Annotated in this window: 10 protein-coding genes; 5 read left to right on the forward strand and 5 right to left on the reverse strand. The window is 70.4% G+C overall.

Annotated features, from left to right (window positions below; genetic code table 11):
• Positions 1-20 precede the first annotated feature (20 nt).
• Positions 21-4,880 (forward strand): NAD-glutamate dehydrogenase, encoded by a 4,860-nt coding sequence (locus ACO2RV_RS09490; RefSeq protein ID WP_423292213.1) that lies wholly within the window; start codon positions 21-23, stop codon positions 4,878-4,880.
• A 78-nt stretch (positions 4,881-4,958) separates the two neighbouring features.
• Here the strand turns inward: ACO2RV_RS09490 and acs are convergent, their stop codons facing one another.
• From acs to tsaD, 5 genes are all read right to left on the reverse strand, one after another.
• The gene (acs, locus tag ACO2RV_RS09495) at positions 4,959-6,917 is read right to left on the reverse strand and encodes an acetate--CoA ligase (protein ID WP_423292215.1); all 1,959 of its coding nucleotides are present in this window, start codon (positions 6,915-6,917) and stop codon (positions 4,959-4,961) included.
• Between the two features lie 127 nt (positions 6,918-7,044).
• Positions 7,045-7,749, reverse strand: coding sequence for a class I SAM-dependent methyltransferase (locus tag ACO2RV_RS09500; RefSeq protein WP_423292217.1), 705 nt, complete (start codon positions 7,747-7,749; stop codon positions 7,045-7,047).
• Positions 7,710-8,129, reverse strand: a complete 420-nt coding sequence (locus ACO2RV_RS09505; protein WP_423292219.1) for an EVE domain-containing protein — start codon at positions 8,127-8,129, stop codon at positions 7,710-7,712. Before ACO2RV_RS09505 ends, ACO2RV_RS09500 begins: the two co-directional genes overlap by 40 nt.
• A 1-nt stretch (position 8,130) precedes the next feature.
• Positions 8,131-9,123 carry an NAD(P)H-dependent glycerol-3-phosphate dehydrogenase gene (locus ACO2RV_RS09510; protein ID WP_423292221.1) on the reverse strand — a complete coding sequence of 331 codons (993 nt, stop codon included), beginning with the start codon at positions 9,121-9,123 and terminating at the stop codon, positions 8,131-8,133.
• On the reverse strand, positions 9,123-10,199 hold the full coding sequence (gene tsaD, locus ACO2RV_RS09515; protein WP_423292223.1) for a tRNA (adenosine(37)-N6)-threonylcarbamoyltransferase complex transferase subunit TsaD: 1,077 nt from the start codon (positions 10,197-10,199) through the stop codon (positions 9,123-9,125). The genes ACO2RV_RS09510 and tsaD overlap by 1 nt, the downstream gene beginning before the upstream one ends.
• Before the next feature lie 63 nt (positions 10,200-10,262).
• Here tsaD and hemC point away from each other — a divergent pair, with 63 nt between their 5' ends.
• From hemC to ACO2RV_RS09535, 4 genes are all read left to right on the forward strand, one after another.
• Complete coding sequence (hemC, locus tag ACO2RV_RS09520; RefSeq protein ID WP_423292225.1) at positions 10,263-11,195, forward strand: hydroxymethylbilane synthase; 933 nt, start codon at positions 10,263-10,265, stop codon at positions 11,193-11,195.
• 5 nt (positions 11,196-11,200) lie between these two features.
• Positions 11,201-11,905, forward strand: a complete 705-nt coding sequence (locus tag ACO2RV_RS09525; protein ID WP_423292227.1) for a uroporphyrinogen-III synthase — start codon at positions 11,201-11,203, stop codon at positions 11,903-11,905.
• Positions 11,906-11,999: 94 nt separating this feature from the next.
• Positions 12,000-13,373 carry a COG4223 family protein gene (locus tag ACO2RV_RS09530; protein ID WP_423292229.1) on the forward strand — a complete coding sequence of 458 codons (1,374 nt, stop codon included), beginning with the start codon at positions 12,000-12,002 and terminating at the stop codon, positions 13,371-13,373.
• A complete protein-coding gene (locus tag ACO2RV_RS09535; protein ID WP_423292231.1) occupies positions 13,370-14,983 on the forward strand; it encodes a heme biosynthesis protein HemY in 1,614 nt (537 codons plus the stop codon). Before ACO2RV_RS09530 ends, ACO2RV_RS09535 begins: the two co-directional genes overlap by 4 nt.
• Positions 14,984-15,230 lie beyond the last annotated feature (247 nt).

Consider the following 15,230-nt stretch of genomic DNA (forward strand, 5'->3'; position numbering starts at 1 on the left):
GGCACTGGGAGGTACGGATCATGGGCGTTGAAGGCTTCCTCTCCACGGAGGACGAACGCGCGGCGCGGCAACTGGTTGAACAGGCCGATCTCATTCTGCAGGCGACCGATGGCGACGTGCCCGGCCTGTTCGCCAGCCGCCTGTTCGGCCGTGCCGTGGCGGAGGATGTGAGGCTCTATACGCCGCATGAACTGGCCGCGCTGGCGCTCGGTGCCTACCGCCATCTCGCCCGCCGTCGTGCGAATTCTCCGGATATCCGCGTCGAGGTGCCGCAGCCCGCCGGCGAGGGTGAACGGCTCGGCAAGGTCAGCGTCGTCGAGATCGTCAATGACGACATGCCCTTCCTGCTCGATTCGGTAATGGCGGCGCTGAATGCGCGTGGAATCACCGCCTCCTTCGTGGTGCATCCGATTCTGGTCGTGGAGCGCGACGCCAATGGGCAGCTCGAGGGACTGACGCCGCCCGATGCCGCCATCGGCCATCGCGCCCGGCGCGAGAGCCTGATCCACATCCATATTCCCCGTATCGACGATGACGCGGTGCGCGCGGCACTGGTCGCCGAACTCGCGGCCGTGCTGGCGCAGGTGCGTTCCGCCGTGGTCGACTGGCGGCCGATGACGGAGCAGCTGCGCGCCGCGCTGGCGGATCTGGCCAACGCACCGGCGAGCGTGCCGCGCGATGAGGTCGATGAGGCCGCGGCTTTCCTCGAATGGCTGCTGGATGGAAATTTCACCTTCCTCGGCAGCCGTCATTACGACGCGGGTCCCTCCGCGGGAGGCGCGCTCGCCTTCGCCCGTCGCATGACGGATGCCTGCGGTGTGCTGGCGGATGAGGAGTTCCGCCTGTTCCGCCGCGCCAGCGAGCCGCAGGCGGTGAGTGCCGATCTCTCCGACGTGCTCGCCGAGACGACGCCGCTGGTCATCATCAAGTCGCGCACCCTCTCGGTGGTGCACCGGCGCGCGTGGATCGACGTCGTGGTGGTCAAGCGCTACGACACCGAGGGCCGCGTCATCGGCGGCCTGTGCATCGCCGGCCTGTTCACCAGCACGGCCTATACCGAATCGGTCTCCGCCATCCCGATCCTGCGCCGCAAGGCGGCGAACCTGCTGGCGCGTGCCGGCTTCGTGGCGGAGAGCCATTCCGGCCGCGCGCTGGCGAAGGTGCTGGAGACGTTTCCGCGTGACGATCTGTTCCAGATCGATCCAGCGACGCTCTATCACTTTGCGCTCGCCATCCTCCAGCTCGACGAGCATCCGCGCGTGCGCGTGCTGGCCTGGCGCGACCGCTTCGACCGCTTCGTTTCCGTGCTCGTCTTCGTGCCCCGCGACCGCTACGGCTCGGAGGTGCGCCAGCGCATCGGCGAATTGCTGGAGGCGAGCTTCGGCGGGAAAGTGGCGGCGTTCCACCCGCTGTTCATGGAAGGGCCGATCACCCGCGTCCACTTCGTCGTCGAGCAGGCCGGCATGCCGGTGCGCGAGGTCGGCCGCCTCGAACTGGAAGACGCCGTCAGCCAGATCATCCGCACCTGGAGCGACGCCTTCGGCCGCGCGCTCGGACTGGTCTTCGCTTCGGCGCCGGCGGCGGAGCTGGCCCGGCGCTATGCCGCCGCGTTCCCCGCCGGCTACCAGAGCAGCTATTCGCCGGAGGAGGCGCTGGCGGATCTGCGCCTCATCGAGCGGCTCGGTCCCCACCATCCCGTGGCGGCTGATTTCCACCGTCCGGCGCTGATCAAGGGACGCGAGCGCATCGCGCTCAAGGTGCTCAGCTACGAGGTTCCGCGCCTGCTTTCCGAGCGCGTGCCGATGCTGGAGGCCATGGGTTTCGTGGTGGTGGACGAGCGCACCTTCACCGTCCAGCCGGAAGCCTCGGTGCCGGTCTATGTGCACGACATGGTGCTCGGCCGGCATGGCGGCGGCGATATCGAGCTCGATGTGCTGGAAGGCCGCCTGCATGCCACGCTGATGGCGGTGCTGCGCGGCGCGGCGGAAAGCGACGGCTTCAACGCTCTGGCGCTCAATGCCCGGCTCGGCTGGCGCGACATCGCGCTGCTGCGCACCTTTGCGCGCTATCTGCGCCAGATCGGCGTGCCCTACAGCCAGGACTATCTGTGGGCGACGCTGAACGCCCATCCCGCCATCGTCGACCGGCTGGTGGCGCTGTTCCATGCGCGCTTCGAGGTCGGCGCCGGCCGGCAGGACGAACGCGGTGCGCGCGAGGAGGCGATCCGCGCCGAGATCGAGGCAGCGCTCGCCGAGGTGCAGAGCCTCGACGAGGACCGCATCCTGCGCCGCTTCGCCAACCTCATCGAGGCGGCGGTACGCACCAATTTCTATCAGCTCGGCGAGGATGGCGGGCTGAAGCCGGCCATTGCCATCAAATTCCTCAGCCACAGGGTCGAGGGCATGCCGCTGCCGCAGCCGCTGTTCGAGATCTTCGTGCATTCGCCGCGGGTGGAGGGCATCCATCTGCGCTTCGGCCGGGTGGCGCGTGGCGGGCTGCGCTGGTCCGACCGGCCGCAGGACTTCCGCACCGAGGTGCTGGGCCTCGTCAAGGCGCAGCAGGTGAAGAACGCGGTCATCGTGCCGGTGGGCGCCAAGGGCGGCTTCGTGCCCAAGCAACTGCCCTCCGGCCCGCGCGAGGCGATCCAGGCGGAAGGCACCGAATCCTACAAGCTGTTCGTCTCCTCGCTGCTCGACGTGACCGACAACATCGATGCCGGGGCGATCGTGCATCCCCCGCTGACCGTGCGCCATGACGAGGACGACCCCTATCTCGTCGTCGCCGCCGACAAGGGCACGGCGACCTTCTCCGATACCGCCAATGCGCTCTCGCAGGCGCGCGGCTTCTGGCTCGGCGACGCTTTCGCCTCGGGCGGCTCGGTCGGCTATGACCACAAGGCGATGGGCATCACCGCGCGCGGCGCCTGGGAGGCGGTGCGCCGGCATTTCCGCGAGATGGATGTCGATATCCGGGTGACGCCCTTCACCGTCGCCGGCGTCGGCGACATGTCGGGCGACGTGTTCGGCAACGGCATGCTGCTGGAAAACACCATCAAGCTGGTCGCCGCCTTCGATCACCGCGACATCTTCCTCGATCCGAGCCCGGATCCGGTCGCTTCCCTCAAGGAGCGCCAGCGGCTGTTCGCCCTGCCGCGCTCGTCCTGGCAGGACTACGACAAGTCGCTGATCTCGGCCGGCGGCGGCGTGTTCCCGCGTTCGGCCAAGAGCATTCCGCTCAGCCCGGCCATCCGCGAGGTGCTGGGCTTCGACAAAAGCTCGGCCTCACCGGCGGAGGTGATGAGCGCCATCCTCAAGGCGCCGGTGGACCTACTCTGGTTCGGCGGCATCGGCACCTATATCCGCGCCTCCTCCGAGTCCGATGCGCAGGCGGGCGACCGTGCCAATGACGTCATCCGCATCGCCGGCGCGGATGTGCGCGCCAAGGTGGTCGGCGAGGGGGCCAATCTCGGTGTCACCCAGCGCGGGCGCATCGAGGCGGCGCGGCGCGGGGTGCGCCTCAACACCGATGCCATCGACAATTCCGCCGGCGTGAACACCTCCGACGTCGAGGTGAACATCAAGATCGCGCTGGTGCCGGCGGCGCGTGAGGGGCGGCTGGATGAGGCGGCGCGCAAGGCGTTCCTCGCCTCCATGACCGACGAGGTCGCCGGTCTCGTGCTGCGCAACAACTACCTCCAGACCTTGGCTCTCTCGCTGGCGGAGCGCCGGGCGGCGGCCGATCTCGGCTTCCACCAGCGCCTGATGCAGCAACTGGAGGCGCGGGGCCTGCTGGACCGCGCGGTCGAGTTCCTGCCCTCCGACGGCGAACTCAACGAGCGGCGCGGGCGCGGCGAGGGGCTGACGCGGCCGGAGCTGGCGATCCTGCTGGCCTATGCCAAGCTGACCGCGCATTCCGACCTGCTCGACACGGACGTGCCGGATGATCCCTATCTCTTCCGCGAACTCGTCGCTTATTTCCCCCACGAGCTGAGCACGCGCTTTCCCGAGGGCATCGAGGCGCACCGGCTGCGGCGCGACATCATCGCTACCCGCTTGTCCAACGCCATGATCAACCATGGCGGCCCCGCCTTCGTGGCGCGACTGACGGACGAGACCGGCGCGGGTGCCGGCTCCATCGCCAAGGCGTTCGCGGCGACGCGCGACAGCTTCGGCGTCAATGCGCTGGGCGCCGAGATCGACGCGCTGGACGGCAAGGTCGCGGGCGGCATCCAGCTGGAGCTCTATGCCGGCGTGCAGGACATGCTGCTCGACCGCACCGTGTGGGTCCTGCGCAATGTCGACCTGCGGCAGAGCCTCGTCGAACTGGTGGCGCATTATTCCGCCGGCATCGCGCCGGTGGAGGACGTGCTGCGCGGCGTGGTGCGCGACTTGCTGCCGGAGGAGACGCGCAACCTGCACGACGCGCGCGTCACTCGCTGGACCGAGGCCGGCGTGCCGGAGAATCTGGCGCGCCGCATCGCCCGGCTGCCGGCGGTGGAAAGCTCGACCGACATCGTGATGATCGCCGACCGCACCGGCGCGCCGATCGGCGACGTGGCGGCGACCTTCTTCGCCGTCGGGCTGCATTTCCGGCTCGATCGCATTCTCGGCCCGGCGCAGGGGCTTGCGGTGTCCGACTATTACGACCGGCTGGCGCTGGAGCGGGCGCTGGCGGCGTTCGAGGTGGCGGTGCGCCGCCTTACTGCCGAGGTCATCACCGAGCACGGCACCGGCGCGCAGGGCGTCACCGCCTGGGCGCTGGCGCGCGGCGAGGTGGTCGAGCGCGCCCGCAACGGCGTGCACGAGATCGCGGGATCCGGGCTTTCCGTCTCCAAGCTCTCGGTGGCGGCAAGCCTGATTGGCGATCTGGTGCGGGGGTAGCTCGCGGACGCAGATTCTCCCGGAACGAAAAGGGCGGGCCACTGGCCCGCCCTTGTTGCTTGTGTAACGCCGCTCGGTTCAGGCCGCCGCGTGCTTCTTGTTCTGGCGCTGCGAGATGAGATCGTCGACCACGCCGGGATCGGCCAGCGTCGAGGTGTCGCCGAGATTGCCGAACTCGTCCTCGGCGATCTTGCGCAGGATGCGGCGCATGATCTTGCCCGAGCGGGTCTTGGGCAGGCCGGGGGCGAACTGGATGAGGTCCGGCGAGGCGATCGGGCCGATTTCCATCCGCACCCAGGCAACCAGTTCCTTGCGCAGTTCCTCGGTCGGCTCGATGCCGGCCATCAGCGTGACATAGGCGTAGATGCCCTGGCCCTTGATGTCGTGGGGATAGCCGACCACGGCGGCCTCGGACACTTTGGGGTGGGCGACGAGGGCGCTCTCGACCTCGGCCGTGCCCATGCGGTGGCCGGAGACGTTGATCACGTCGTCGACGCGGCCGGTGATCCAGTAATAGCCGTCGGCATCGCGCCGGCAGCCGTCGCCGGTGAAGTACTTGTTCGGGTAGGTGGAGAAATAGGTCTGCATGAAGCGCTCATGGTCGCCATAGACCGTGCGCATCTGGCCGGGCCACGAGTCGGCGATGACCAGATTGCCCTCGCAGGCGCCTTCCAGCACCTGACCCTCGGCATCCACCACCTGCGGCACCACGCCGAAGAAGGGGTGGGTGGCCGATCCCGGCTTCAGCCGCGTGGCGCCCGGCAGCGGGGTGATGAGAATGCCGCCGGTCTCCGTCTGCCACCAGGTATCGACGATGGGGCAGCGATCGTCACCGACCACGCGGTGATACCACTCCCACGCTTCCGGGTTGATCGGCTCGCCGACCGAGCCGAGCAGGCGGAGCGAGGCGCGCGACGTCTTCTTCACCGGCTCGTCGCCCGCCTGCATCAGCGAGCGGATGGCGGTGGGGGCGGTGTAGAAGATGTTGACCTTGTGCTTGTCGATGACTTCCCAGAAGCGGGAGTTGCTGGGATAGTTCGGCACGCCCTCGAACATCAGCGTCGTCGCGCCGTTGGCGAGCGGGCCGTAGACGATGTAGCTGTGCCCCGTCACCCAGCCGATGTCGGCGGTGCACCAGTAGACGTCGCCCTCGTGGTAGTCGAAGACATACTGGTGGGTCATCGAGGCGTAGACGAGATAGCCGCCGGTGGTGTGCAGCACGCCCTTGGGCAGGCCGGTCGAGCCCGAGGTGTAGAGGATGAACAGCGGGTCCTCGGCGTTCACATGGGTCGCCGGGCATTCGCTGGTTACGAGGTCGGCGGCCTCGTGATACCAGACATCGCGGCCGGGCTTCATGTCGACGGCGCCGCCGGTGCGCTTCACCACGATCACATGGTCGACCTCGGCGTCGCTCGCCTTGGCGATGGCGGCGTCCACATTGGCCTTGAGCGGCACCTTGCGGCCGCCGCGCAGGCCCTCGTCGGCGGTGATGATGACCTTGGAGCCGCAGTCGCGGATGCGCCCGGCGAGGCTGTCCGGCGAGAAGCCGCCGAACACCACCGAGTGGATGGCGCCGAGCCGCGCGCAGGCCAGCATCGCATAGGCCGCCTCGGGGATCATCGGCAGGTAGATGGTGACGCGGTCGCCCTTCTCGACATTGCGATTGCGCAATACGTTGGCGAAGCGGCAGACCTCGTCATGCAGCTCCTGATAGGTGATGTGCTTGGATTGCGAGGGGTCGTCGCCCTCCCAGATGATGGCGACCTGGTCGCCGCGCGTCGCCAGATGCCGGTCGATGCAGTTCCAGGCGACGTTGGTAATGCCGTCCTCGAACCATTTGATCGACACCGCGCCGGGCGCGAAGGACGTGTTCTTGACGATGGAGTAGGGCTCGAACCAGTCGATGCGCTTGCCTTCCTCCGCCCAGAAGCCTTCCGGGTCGCGCACGGAGGCCTCATACTTCGCCTTGTAGCCGTGGTCGTCTAGGAAGGCGCGCTTGGCCCATGCGGCGGGGACGTCGTAGATCTTGTCGGACATGGCGTTTCTTCCCTTGAGCATTCTTCATTCGGCGGGATTATGCGAGCCTGCCCGGCGGGGGACAAGCGCACGGGCGCGCAACTTTGGTCGGTATGTAATCATGCGGAGGGAGCCGGCCCGCCCGCCCTCATCGACCCCGGCGCGGGCGCCAGACGCTGGTGTGCTTGATTTCCGCATCCTCGAGGTCCCGCGACACCGGCACGCCGTATTCGGCTTGTTTCTCAAGGCGTTCGCGCGGGAGATAGGAGCGGCCGGGATCGCCGATCCACACATCCGCGCCGCGCGCGGACAGCGTCTCCAGCCAGGCGAAGACGCGTTCGCTGAGGTCGCGCTCATAGGCGATGTCGCCGGCGAGCACGACCTGCCAGCCGGCGTCCGTGCCGATGATGTCGGCGGCGAGAATGGTCACGTCCGCCGCTGCATTTTGCGTCGCATTGAGCGCGATCGCCGCCTGCGCGAAGCGGTCGATGTCGGCCGCCTCGACATGCGCCGCCCCGGCCTTCAGCGCGGCGATGGCCACCAGCCCCGAGCCCGAGGCGAAGTCGAGCACACGCTTGCCGCGCACGATCTCGGGATGGTCGAGGATGTGGCGGGCGAGCGCCTGCCCGCCGGCCCAGGCGAAGGCCCAGAACGGCGGCGGCAGGCCGATCTCGCCCAGCTCCTCCTCGGTGCGCTGCCAGATCGGCAGCGATTCCTCGGCGAGGTGGAGAGCGATTTCCGGCACCAGCGGCACCGGCAGCAGGCGTGTTTCCGAGCGGATGAAGCGTTCAGGATCGACCGGCGCGGGCGCCGTCACCGCGTCCCGCCCGCCATCTCCAGCACGATGTCCCACTCCGCGTCCGTCACCGGCTGCACCGAGAGGCGGGAGAACTTCATCAGCGCCATCTCCGACAGGCGCGGCTCGCCCTTCACCGCGGCGAGCGAGACCGGGTGCTTGAGCGGCGTCACCGCCTTGATGTCGACCATGACGAACTTGCCGGTGGGGTCGGAGGGGTCGGGATAAGCCTCCCTGATCACCTCGACGATGCCGACGATCTCCTTGCCCTCGTTGGAGTGATAGAAGAACCCGCGATCGCCGATCTTCATCGCCAGAAGCTGCTGCTTGGCGAGGTGGTTGCGCACGCCGTCCCAATGCGTGCCTTTGTCGCCGGCGGCGACCTGCTGGTCCCACGACCACTTGAACGGTTCGGATTTGTAGAGCCAGTGCGCCATGTCACGCTTCCGCTTTCTGGGGGCGGGCCAGCAGCGACCCGATCGCCTGTTCGATATCGCTGCGCCCCGCCAGCACGGCCTCGACGGCGCGGGCGATCGGCAGGTCGATGCCGCGCTCATCCGCCATCGCCACCAGCACGCTGGCGGTCAGCGCGCCCTCGGCGAGCTGGCCGGTCGGGCTCAGCTGGTGGTCGCCCCGGCCGAGAGTGAGGCCGAGCGCGTAATTGCGCGACTGCGCGGTGGAGCAGGTGAGGATGAGGTCGCCGAGCCCGGACAGGCCGGTCAGCGTCTCCGCCCGCGCGCCATAGGCGCGCCCGAAGCGCAGCAGTTCGGCGAAGCCGCGGGCGATGAGCGCCGCCGCCGCGCTGGCGCCGAGCTGGCGCCCGCCGACGATGCCGGCGGCGATGGCGAGCACGTTCTTGGCCGCGCCGCCGATCTCGACGCCGCGCACATCGTCGCTGTGATAGAGCCGGAACGAGGCCGAGCCGAGCGCCGCCCCCAGCGCCTCCGCCAGCGCGGGATCCTCGGCGGCGAGCGTGACCGCCGTCGGCAGGCCGGCGGCGACGTCGGTGGCGAAGCTCGGGCCGGAGAGGATGGCCGGTATCGCTTCCGGGCAGGCCTCCGCGAGCACCTGCGTCATGAACAGCGAGGTGCCGCGCTCGATGCCCTTGGAGCAGGCGACCAGCGGCGTGCCCGCCTTCAGGTGCGGTGCCAGCGCATGGGCCGCCGCGCGGCTGGCCTGCGCCGGCACGACCAGCAGCACGGCATCGCAGTCCTTCAGCGCCTCCAGCGACGCCGTGGGCGCGACCGAGGGCGCCAGCACGACGCCGGGCAGATGCGGCGCATTGGTGCGGGTGCGGCGCATCGCCTCGATGGTGTCGGCATCGCGGCCCCACAGCGTGACCTGTCGTCCGGCGCGGGCGGCGGCATTGGCCAGCGCCGTGCCCCAGGCGCCGGCACCGGCAACGCCGATCCTCGAAAAGCGAGCCGGCATCAGTCGGCGGCCTCCGCGTCCCTCATGTCATGGCCCGTCACTTCCTCCAGCGGCCAGCGCGCGCGCGGCGAGGCGGAAAGGTCGTCGGTGAGGCCCAGCGCCAGCCGCTCGGCCCCCGCCCAGGCGATCATGGCGCCATTGTCGGTGCACAGTTCCGGCGGGGGGACGGCGAGGCGGGTGCCGCCATCGGCCGCGACCTTGTGCAGCATGCGGCGCACCGCCTGGTTGGCGCCGACGCCGCCGGCCAGCACCAGCGCATTCGGCTTCAGCCCGCGCTCGCGCATCAGCCGCAGCGCGCAGCGCACGCGGTCGGCAAGAATATCGACGATGGCGGCCTGGAAAGAGGCGCAGAGGTCGTTGACGTCCTGATCGCTTAATGGCGCGATCTTCAGCGCTTCCAGCCGCACGGCGGTCTTGAGGCCCGAGAGCGAGAAGTCCGGCACCGGCCGGCCGTGCAGCGGGCGCGGCAGGGCGAAGCGGTTGGCGTCGCCCTTCAGCGCGGCGCGTTCCACCGCCGGGCCGCCGGGATAGGGGAGGCCGAGCATCTTCGCCGTCTTGTCGAAGGCTTCGCCTATGGCATCGTCGATGGTCCCGCCCAGCTTGGTGTATTCGCCGACCCCGGTGACGGCGACGAGCTGGGTATGCCCGCCCGAAACCAGCAGCAGCAGGAAGGGGAAGGGCACCGCGTCGGTGAGCCGGGCGGTCAGCGCATGCGCCTCCAGGTGGTTCACCGCGATGAGCGGCTTCCTCACCGCCAGCGCGATCGCCTTGGCGGTGGTGAGCCCGACGATGACGCCGCCGATGAGGCCCGGCCCGCCGGCCGCGGCGATGCCGTCGAGCTCCACCAGCTTGACGCCGGAGGAGCGCAGCGCCCGTTCAACGATGCCGTCCAGCACCTCGACATGGGCGCGTGCGGCGATCTCCGGCACCACGCCGCCATAGGCCGCATGGTCGGCGGTCTGCGAGCGCACGATGTTGGAAAGAATGGTGCCGGTGCCGTCCGCGCGGCGGCGCACCACCGCTGCGGCGGTTTCGTCGCAGGTGGTCTCGATGCCGAGGAGGAGAAGATCGCGCATTGACTTTATACCGGTGGCCGGTGTTCTGAACCCTGTCCCGAACCGCTATCATCGCAGGACCTCATGACGCAATCGCTTCCCAAACTCCGGCTCGGCACGCGCGGCAGCCCGCTGGCGCTGTGGCAGGCGCATGCGGTGCGCGACGCGCTGCTGAAGGCGCATGGCTGGACCGAGGAGGCGGTCGAGATCCAGGTGATCCGCACCACCGGCGATGCCATCACCGACCGCGCGCTGTCGCAGGCCGGCGGCAAGGGGCTTTTCACCAAGGAAATCGAGGAGGCGCTGCTGGAGCGGCGCATCGACCTCGCGGTGCATTCCGCCAAGGACATGGCGACCACGCTGCCGGACGGGCTGCACCTTGTCGGCTACCTGCCGCGCGCGGATGTGCGCGACGCGCTGATCCTGCGCGAGGGCTGGTCGCTGGAGCATCTCAAGCCCGGCGCGAAGGTCGGCACCGCTTCGCTCCGGCGCGAGGCGCAGCTGCGGCGCATACGCCCGGACCTTCAGGTCTCGCTGCTGCGCGGTAATGTGCAGACGCGATTGAAGAAGCTCGACAGCGGCGAGTTCGACGCCACGCTGCTGGCGCTCGCCGGGCTGACCCGGCTGGGCATGGAGGCGCGCGCCAGCGTCATCCTTGATATGGCCGATTTCCTGCCCGCCGTGGGGCAGGGCGCGGTCGCCATCGAATCGCGACAGCGCGACCTCGCGGTGGATTCGCTGCTGGTGCCGATCACCTGCCCGGCGACCGGGCTGGCGCTGCGCGTCGAGCGCGCCTTCCTCGGCGAGCTGGACGGTTCCTGCCGCACGCCGATCGCCGGTCATGCCGAGATCGTGAACGGCGAGATTCGCTTCCGTGGCGCCGTGCTGGCGCCGGACGGGCAGCGCTATTACGAGATCGTCCGCCATGGCCCGCCCAACCGGGCGCTGGAGCTGGGCCTTGCCGCCGGGCGCGAGATGCGCGCCATGGTGCCGCACGACATCATTCCCGCGGCCTGACCGCTATGCGGGTGCTGGTCACACGCCCGCAGCCCGATGCCGATGCGACGGCGGCGCGCCTCGTCGCGGCGGGCTTTCACGCGCAGGTCGATCCCATGCTGGTGGTCGAGGCGCTGGGCGAGGCTCACCTGCCAGCCGGGCGCTTCGACGCGGTGGCGCTGACCAGCGTGAACGGGGCGCGGCTGTTGGCGACGCGGGCCGAGCTTGCCGGGCTTTCCCGGCTGCCCTTCTTCACGGTCGGGCACCGCACCGCCGCCGCCGCGCCGGATCACCTTGCAGAGATGCATATCGCCAGCGGCAACGCCGCCGCTTTGGTGACGCTGCTGCGTGACACGCTCCCGCGCGGCGCACGGGTGCTGCACGTGGCGGGCGAGGACCGCGCGGTCGAGCTCGGCGAGGCGCTCGCCCCGGCGGGGATCGAGGTCGCGCTGTTCGTGATCTACCGGGCGGTGCCGGCGCGCGCGCTGGCGGCGGAGACGGTTGCCGCGATCCGGGCGGGGCGGATCGACGCGGCGTTCCATTTTTCCCCGCGCACGGCGGCGACGCTGGTTGAATGCGCAAAGGCGGCGGGCATCGTGGAAGACGCCGCGCGGATCGCGCATTTGTGCTTCTCGCGCAATGTCGCGGCGCCGCTGGAGGCGGTCGGCTGGCCGACGCGGATCGCGGAGGCGCCGACAGAAGAGGGGTTGTTTGCGCTGCTGCGAGGGTAAACCATGGGGCTCTCCCGAGGTTGCGGCGGGGGCGGGCGCGGTCTATCCGGGAACCTGAGCCGGATCGGCGGTTTATGATGTCAGAGGTACGCACGTGGCGAATGACGATCCCAAACTCGATCCGACCGACGATGCAGCGGGCACCGGCGCGAAGGGCAAGTCGCGCCGCCGTCCGCCGCCGACGCTCGATCTCGCCGCGACCGATGTGACGCCGGAGACGCCCGCCGCTGCCGAGCCGGTCGCGGACGAGGTGCCGGTGTTCGATGCCGAGAGCCCGGCCGCGCCGGACGAGCCGCCCGCGCCGGTGCACCCGACCGCGATTCCCGGTGCCCCGAAGGCCGGCAAGCCGGTGCGCCATCTCGGCCTGTTCGGCGGGCTGGTGGTGGCGCTGATTTCCGGCCTGCTGGGCGGCGCGGTGGCACTGGGCCTGGTCTCGACCTTCTACAGCGCCGAGCAGAACATCGATTCCATCACCGAACTGGAGGCGCGCGCGCTCGATCTGCGCCAGCGCGTCGACGCGCTCGAATCGCGCTCCGGCGCCCCGGTTTCCGCGCCCGCTGCCGGCACGCTCGCGCCGCAGGAACTCGCCACAAGGCTCGATGCGCTGGAAGCGGGCCTGACCGAGCTCGGCGGCAAGGTGAACCAGAGCGAGACGACCTCCGCCGCGCCGGACGAGGCGACCGCCGCGCTCGGCACCCGGCTGGGGGCGCTGGAGGAGAAGGTGGGCTCGCTGCCCGCGCCCGCCGCCACCGCCACGCCGGACGAGGTCGCCGCACTCGGCTCGCGCGTCGGTGCGCTGGAGCAGCGCGTGGGAGCGATTCCCGCCCCGGTGCCGGCCGCCTCGCCGCAGGACGTCGCCAGCGCCAATGCGCGCATCGCTGCGCTGGAACAGCGTCTTGCCGAGGTGTCCGCGCGCCAGCAGACCAGTGGGCAGGGTGCGGCGCAGCTGATCGCGCTCGACGCCTTGCATGACGCCATCGCGCAGGGGCGCCCCTTCGCCACCGAGCTGAGGGCGAGCCGCACTTTGCTCGGCGCCGGGGGGGATACGCTGGCGGCGCTGGAGCCGGTGGCCGGCGAAGGCTTTGCCGGCGGGCCGGCGCTCGCGGCTCGTCTGAAGGCCGCCACCGCGCCGGCACCCGAACCGGCCGCGAGCCCGGCCGCTGGCGCTTCGACAGGCGAGCAGGGCGTGCTCGACAAGCTGTATGAGAGCGCCAAGGGCCTCGTCAGCATCCGCCGCAGCACGCAGGCGTCCATAGGTGCCGGTGCCGAGGAACTGGCCACAGCCGAGGCGGCGCTGATGCGCGGCGACTATGCGGCGGCGCTGGCGGCGCTGAACGCGCTGCCGGCGGCCGAGCAGGCCGCGGCCGCGCCGGTCGTTTCGGCCATCGAGGCGCGTCACGCCGCGCTCGCCACCGTTGCCGGTCTCAGCCAGCATGTTCTGGCCACGTTCGCGGGAGGAGCCCAGTGATCCGCATCGTCCTTTACCTGCTGATCCTCGCCGCCGTCGCCTTCGGTGTCGCCTGGCTTGCCGATCGTCCGGGCGCCGTCGCCATCGACTGGCAGGGCTGGCACATCGAGACCAGCATCCTGGTCGCGGCCAGCGCGCTGCTGGCGTTGCTGGCGGCGACCATCCTGCTGTGGACGCTGCTGCGCCTCATCGTGCGCTCGCCCGATCTCATCGGTTCAAGCTGGCGCAACCGGCGCCGCGCCAAGGGCTGGGCGGCGATCTCGCGCGGCCTCGTCGCGGTGGGTTCGGGCGATGTGATGGGCGCGCGCCGCGCCGCCAATGATGCCGAGCGCCTCATCGGCCAGGAGCCGCTGACCCGCCTGCTGGCGGCGCAGGCCGCGCAGCTTTCCGGTGATGTGGAAGGCGCCGAGGCCAGCTTCCGCGCCATGGCAGACACGCCCTCAACGCGCCTGCTGGGCCTGCGCGGCCTGCATGTGGAGGCGCGCCGGCGCGGCGATGCCGCTGCCGCGCTGCAGGCGGCCGAGGAAGCCGCGCGCCACGAGCCGGGCCTTGCCTGGGCGGCGGATGCGGTGATCGAGGCGCGCTGCCTCGCCGGCGATTTCGCGGGGGCGCTCGCCATGTTGGAGCGCGAGGCGGCCCATGGCGGGCTCGATCGCCCCTCGCACCGTCGCCGCCGCGCGGTGCTGCTGGCCGCGCAGGCGCAGGCGCTGGAGCTTTCCGACCCGTCCACGGCGCGCGAGAAGGCGGTGGAGGCCACACGCCTCGCGCCCACGCTGGTGCCCGCCGCCGAGGTCGCCGGCCGCCTGCTCGGCGCGGCAGGGGATGCGCGCCGCGCCGCCAAGGTGCTGGAGACGGCCTATGCGGCGACGCCGCATCCCGACCTTGCCGACGCCTATCTGCATCTGCGCCCCGGTGATGCTTCGCTGGAGCGGCTGAAGCGCATCCGCACGCTCACCTCGCGCATGCCAGCGCATCCGGAAAGCGCCATGGTGCTGGCGCGCGCCGCCATCGACGCGCAGGATTTCGATGTCGCCCGCACCGCGCTGGCGCCGCTGCTGGGCGAGCCGACGCGGCGCGTCTGCCTGCTCATGGCGGAGCTGGAGGCGGCCGAGCATGGCGATGTCGGCAAGGCGCGCGAATGGACCGCCCGCGCGGTCCGGGGGCAGCGCGATCCCGTCTGGGTGGCCGACGGCGTGGTGTCCGAGCGCTGGCTGCCGGTCTCGCCGCTGACCGGCAAGCTCGACGCCTTCGAGTGGAGGTTGCCGCCGGGCCTTGCCTCGACGCCGATGCTGGAGAACGAGGCTGAGCGGGTGAAGCTCGCCATCGCCGCCGCCATCGAGAGCCGCGAGGCGAGCGAGCGGGAGACGATGGTGGTGGACCTCGCGGTCGAGCCGGCCCCGCCGCCGCTGGCGCCGGAGGCGGACGAGGCGCGCGAGACCGCCGAGATCACCGTCGAGGCTCCTGCCGAGGCGAAGCCCGTCGCGAGCCCGGAGGGATCCCCGGTCAAGCCGAAGCCGGTCTTCGCCATGCCGCATCTGCCGGACGATCCGGGACCGGAGCCGTTTCAGGAAGAGCAGCCCGCCCGCGCGCGCCGCCCCTTCGGGCTGTGATGCGCTGATTTTTCGCCGCCAGACGCGCAAAGAAAAAGCGCGCCTCGCGGCGCGCCCGGTTCTCAAATCAGTTGGACAGTCCGTCCTTTGGGAAAGAACCTCCCTGCCGGACCCAGCCGTTCGTCAAACGGCCGGGGGGACGAATCTGGGTCGGAGTACATCCGTCCTGACCCTGATTCCTGCCGACGAGACGCTGACGAGGCGCCAACTTGCCGACAGCCCTTTCCTGGCTGGGATGACGCCTATG

Origin of the sequence: Ancylobacter sp. VNQ12 (assembly GCF_049445835.1) — a bacterium.
Taxonomy (GTDB): domain Bacteria; phylum Pseudomonadota; class Alphaproteobacteria; order Rhizobiales; family Xanthobacteraceae; genus Ancylobacter.

Excerpts from the sequence above, each read along its gene's own strand:
- ACO2RV_RS09490 (WP_423292213.1), top strand. The coding sequence starts at position 21 with ATGGGCGTTGAAGGCTTCCTCTCCACGGAGGACGAACGCGCGGCGCGG.
- acs (WP_423292215.1), bottom strand. The coding sequence starts at position 6,917 with ATGTCCGACAAGATCTACGACGTCCCCGCCGCATGGGCCAAGCGCGCC.
- ACO2RV_RS09505 (WP_423292219.1), bottom strand. The coding sequence starts at position 8,129 with ATGGCGCACTGGCTCTACAAATCCGAACCGTTCAAGTGGTCGTGGGAC.
- ACO2RV_RS09510 (WP_423292221.1), bottom strand. The coding sequence starts at position 9,123 with ATGCCGGCTCGCTTTTCGAGGATCGGCGTTGCCGGTGCCGGCGCCTGG.
- tsaD (WP_423292223.1), bottom strand. The coding sequence starts at position 10,199 with ATGCGCGATCTTCTCCTCCTCGGCATCGAGACCACCTGCGACGAAACC.
- hemC (WP_423292225.1), top strand. The coding sequence starts at position 10,263 with ATGACGCAATCGCTTCCCAAACTCCGGCTCGGCACGCGCGGCAGCCCG.
- ACO2RV_RS09525 (WP_423292227.1), top strand. The coding sequence starts at position 11,201 with ATGCGGGTGCTGGTCACACGCCCGCAGCCCGATGCCGATGCGACGGCG.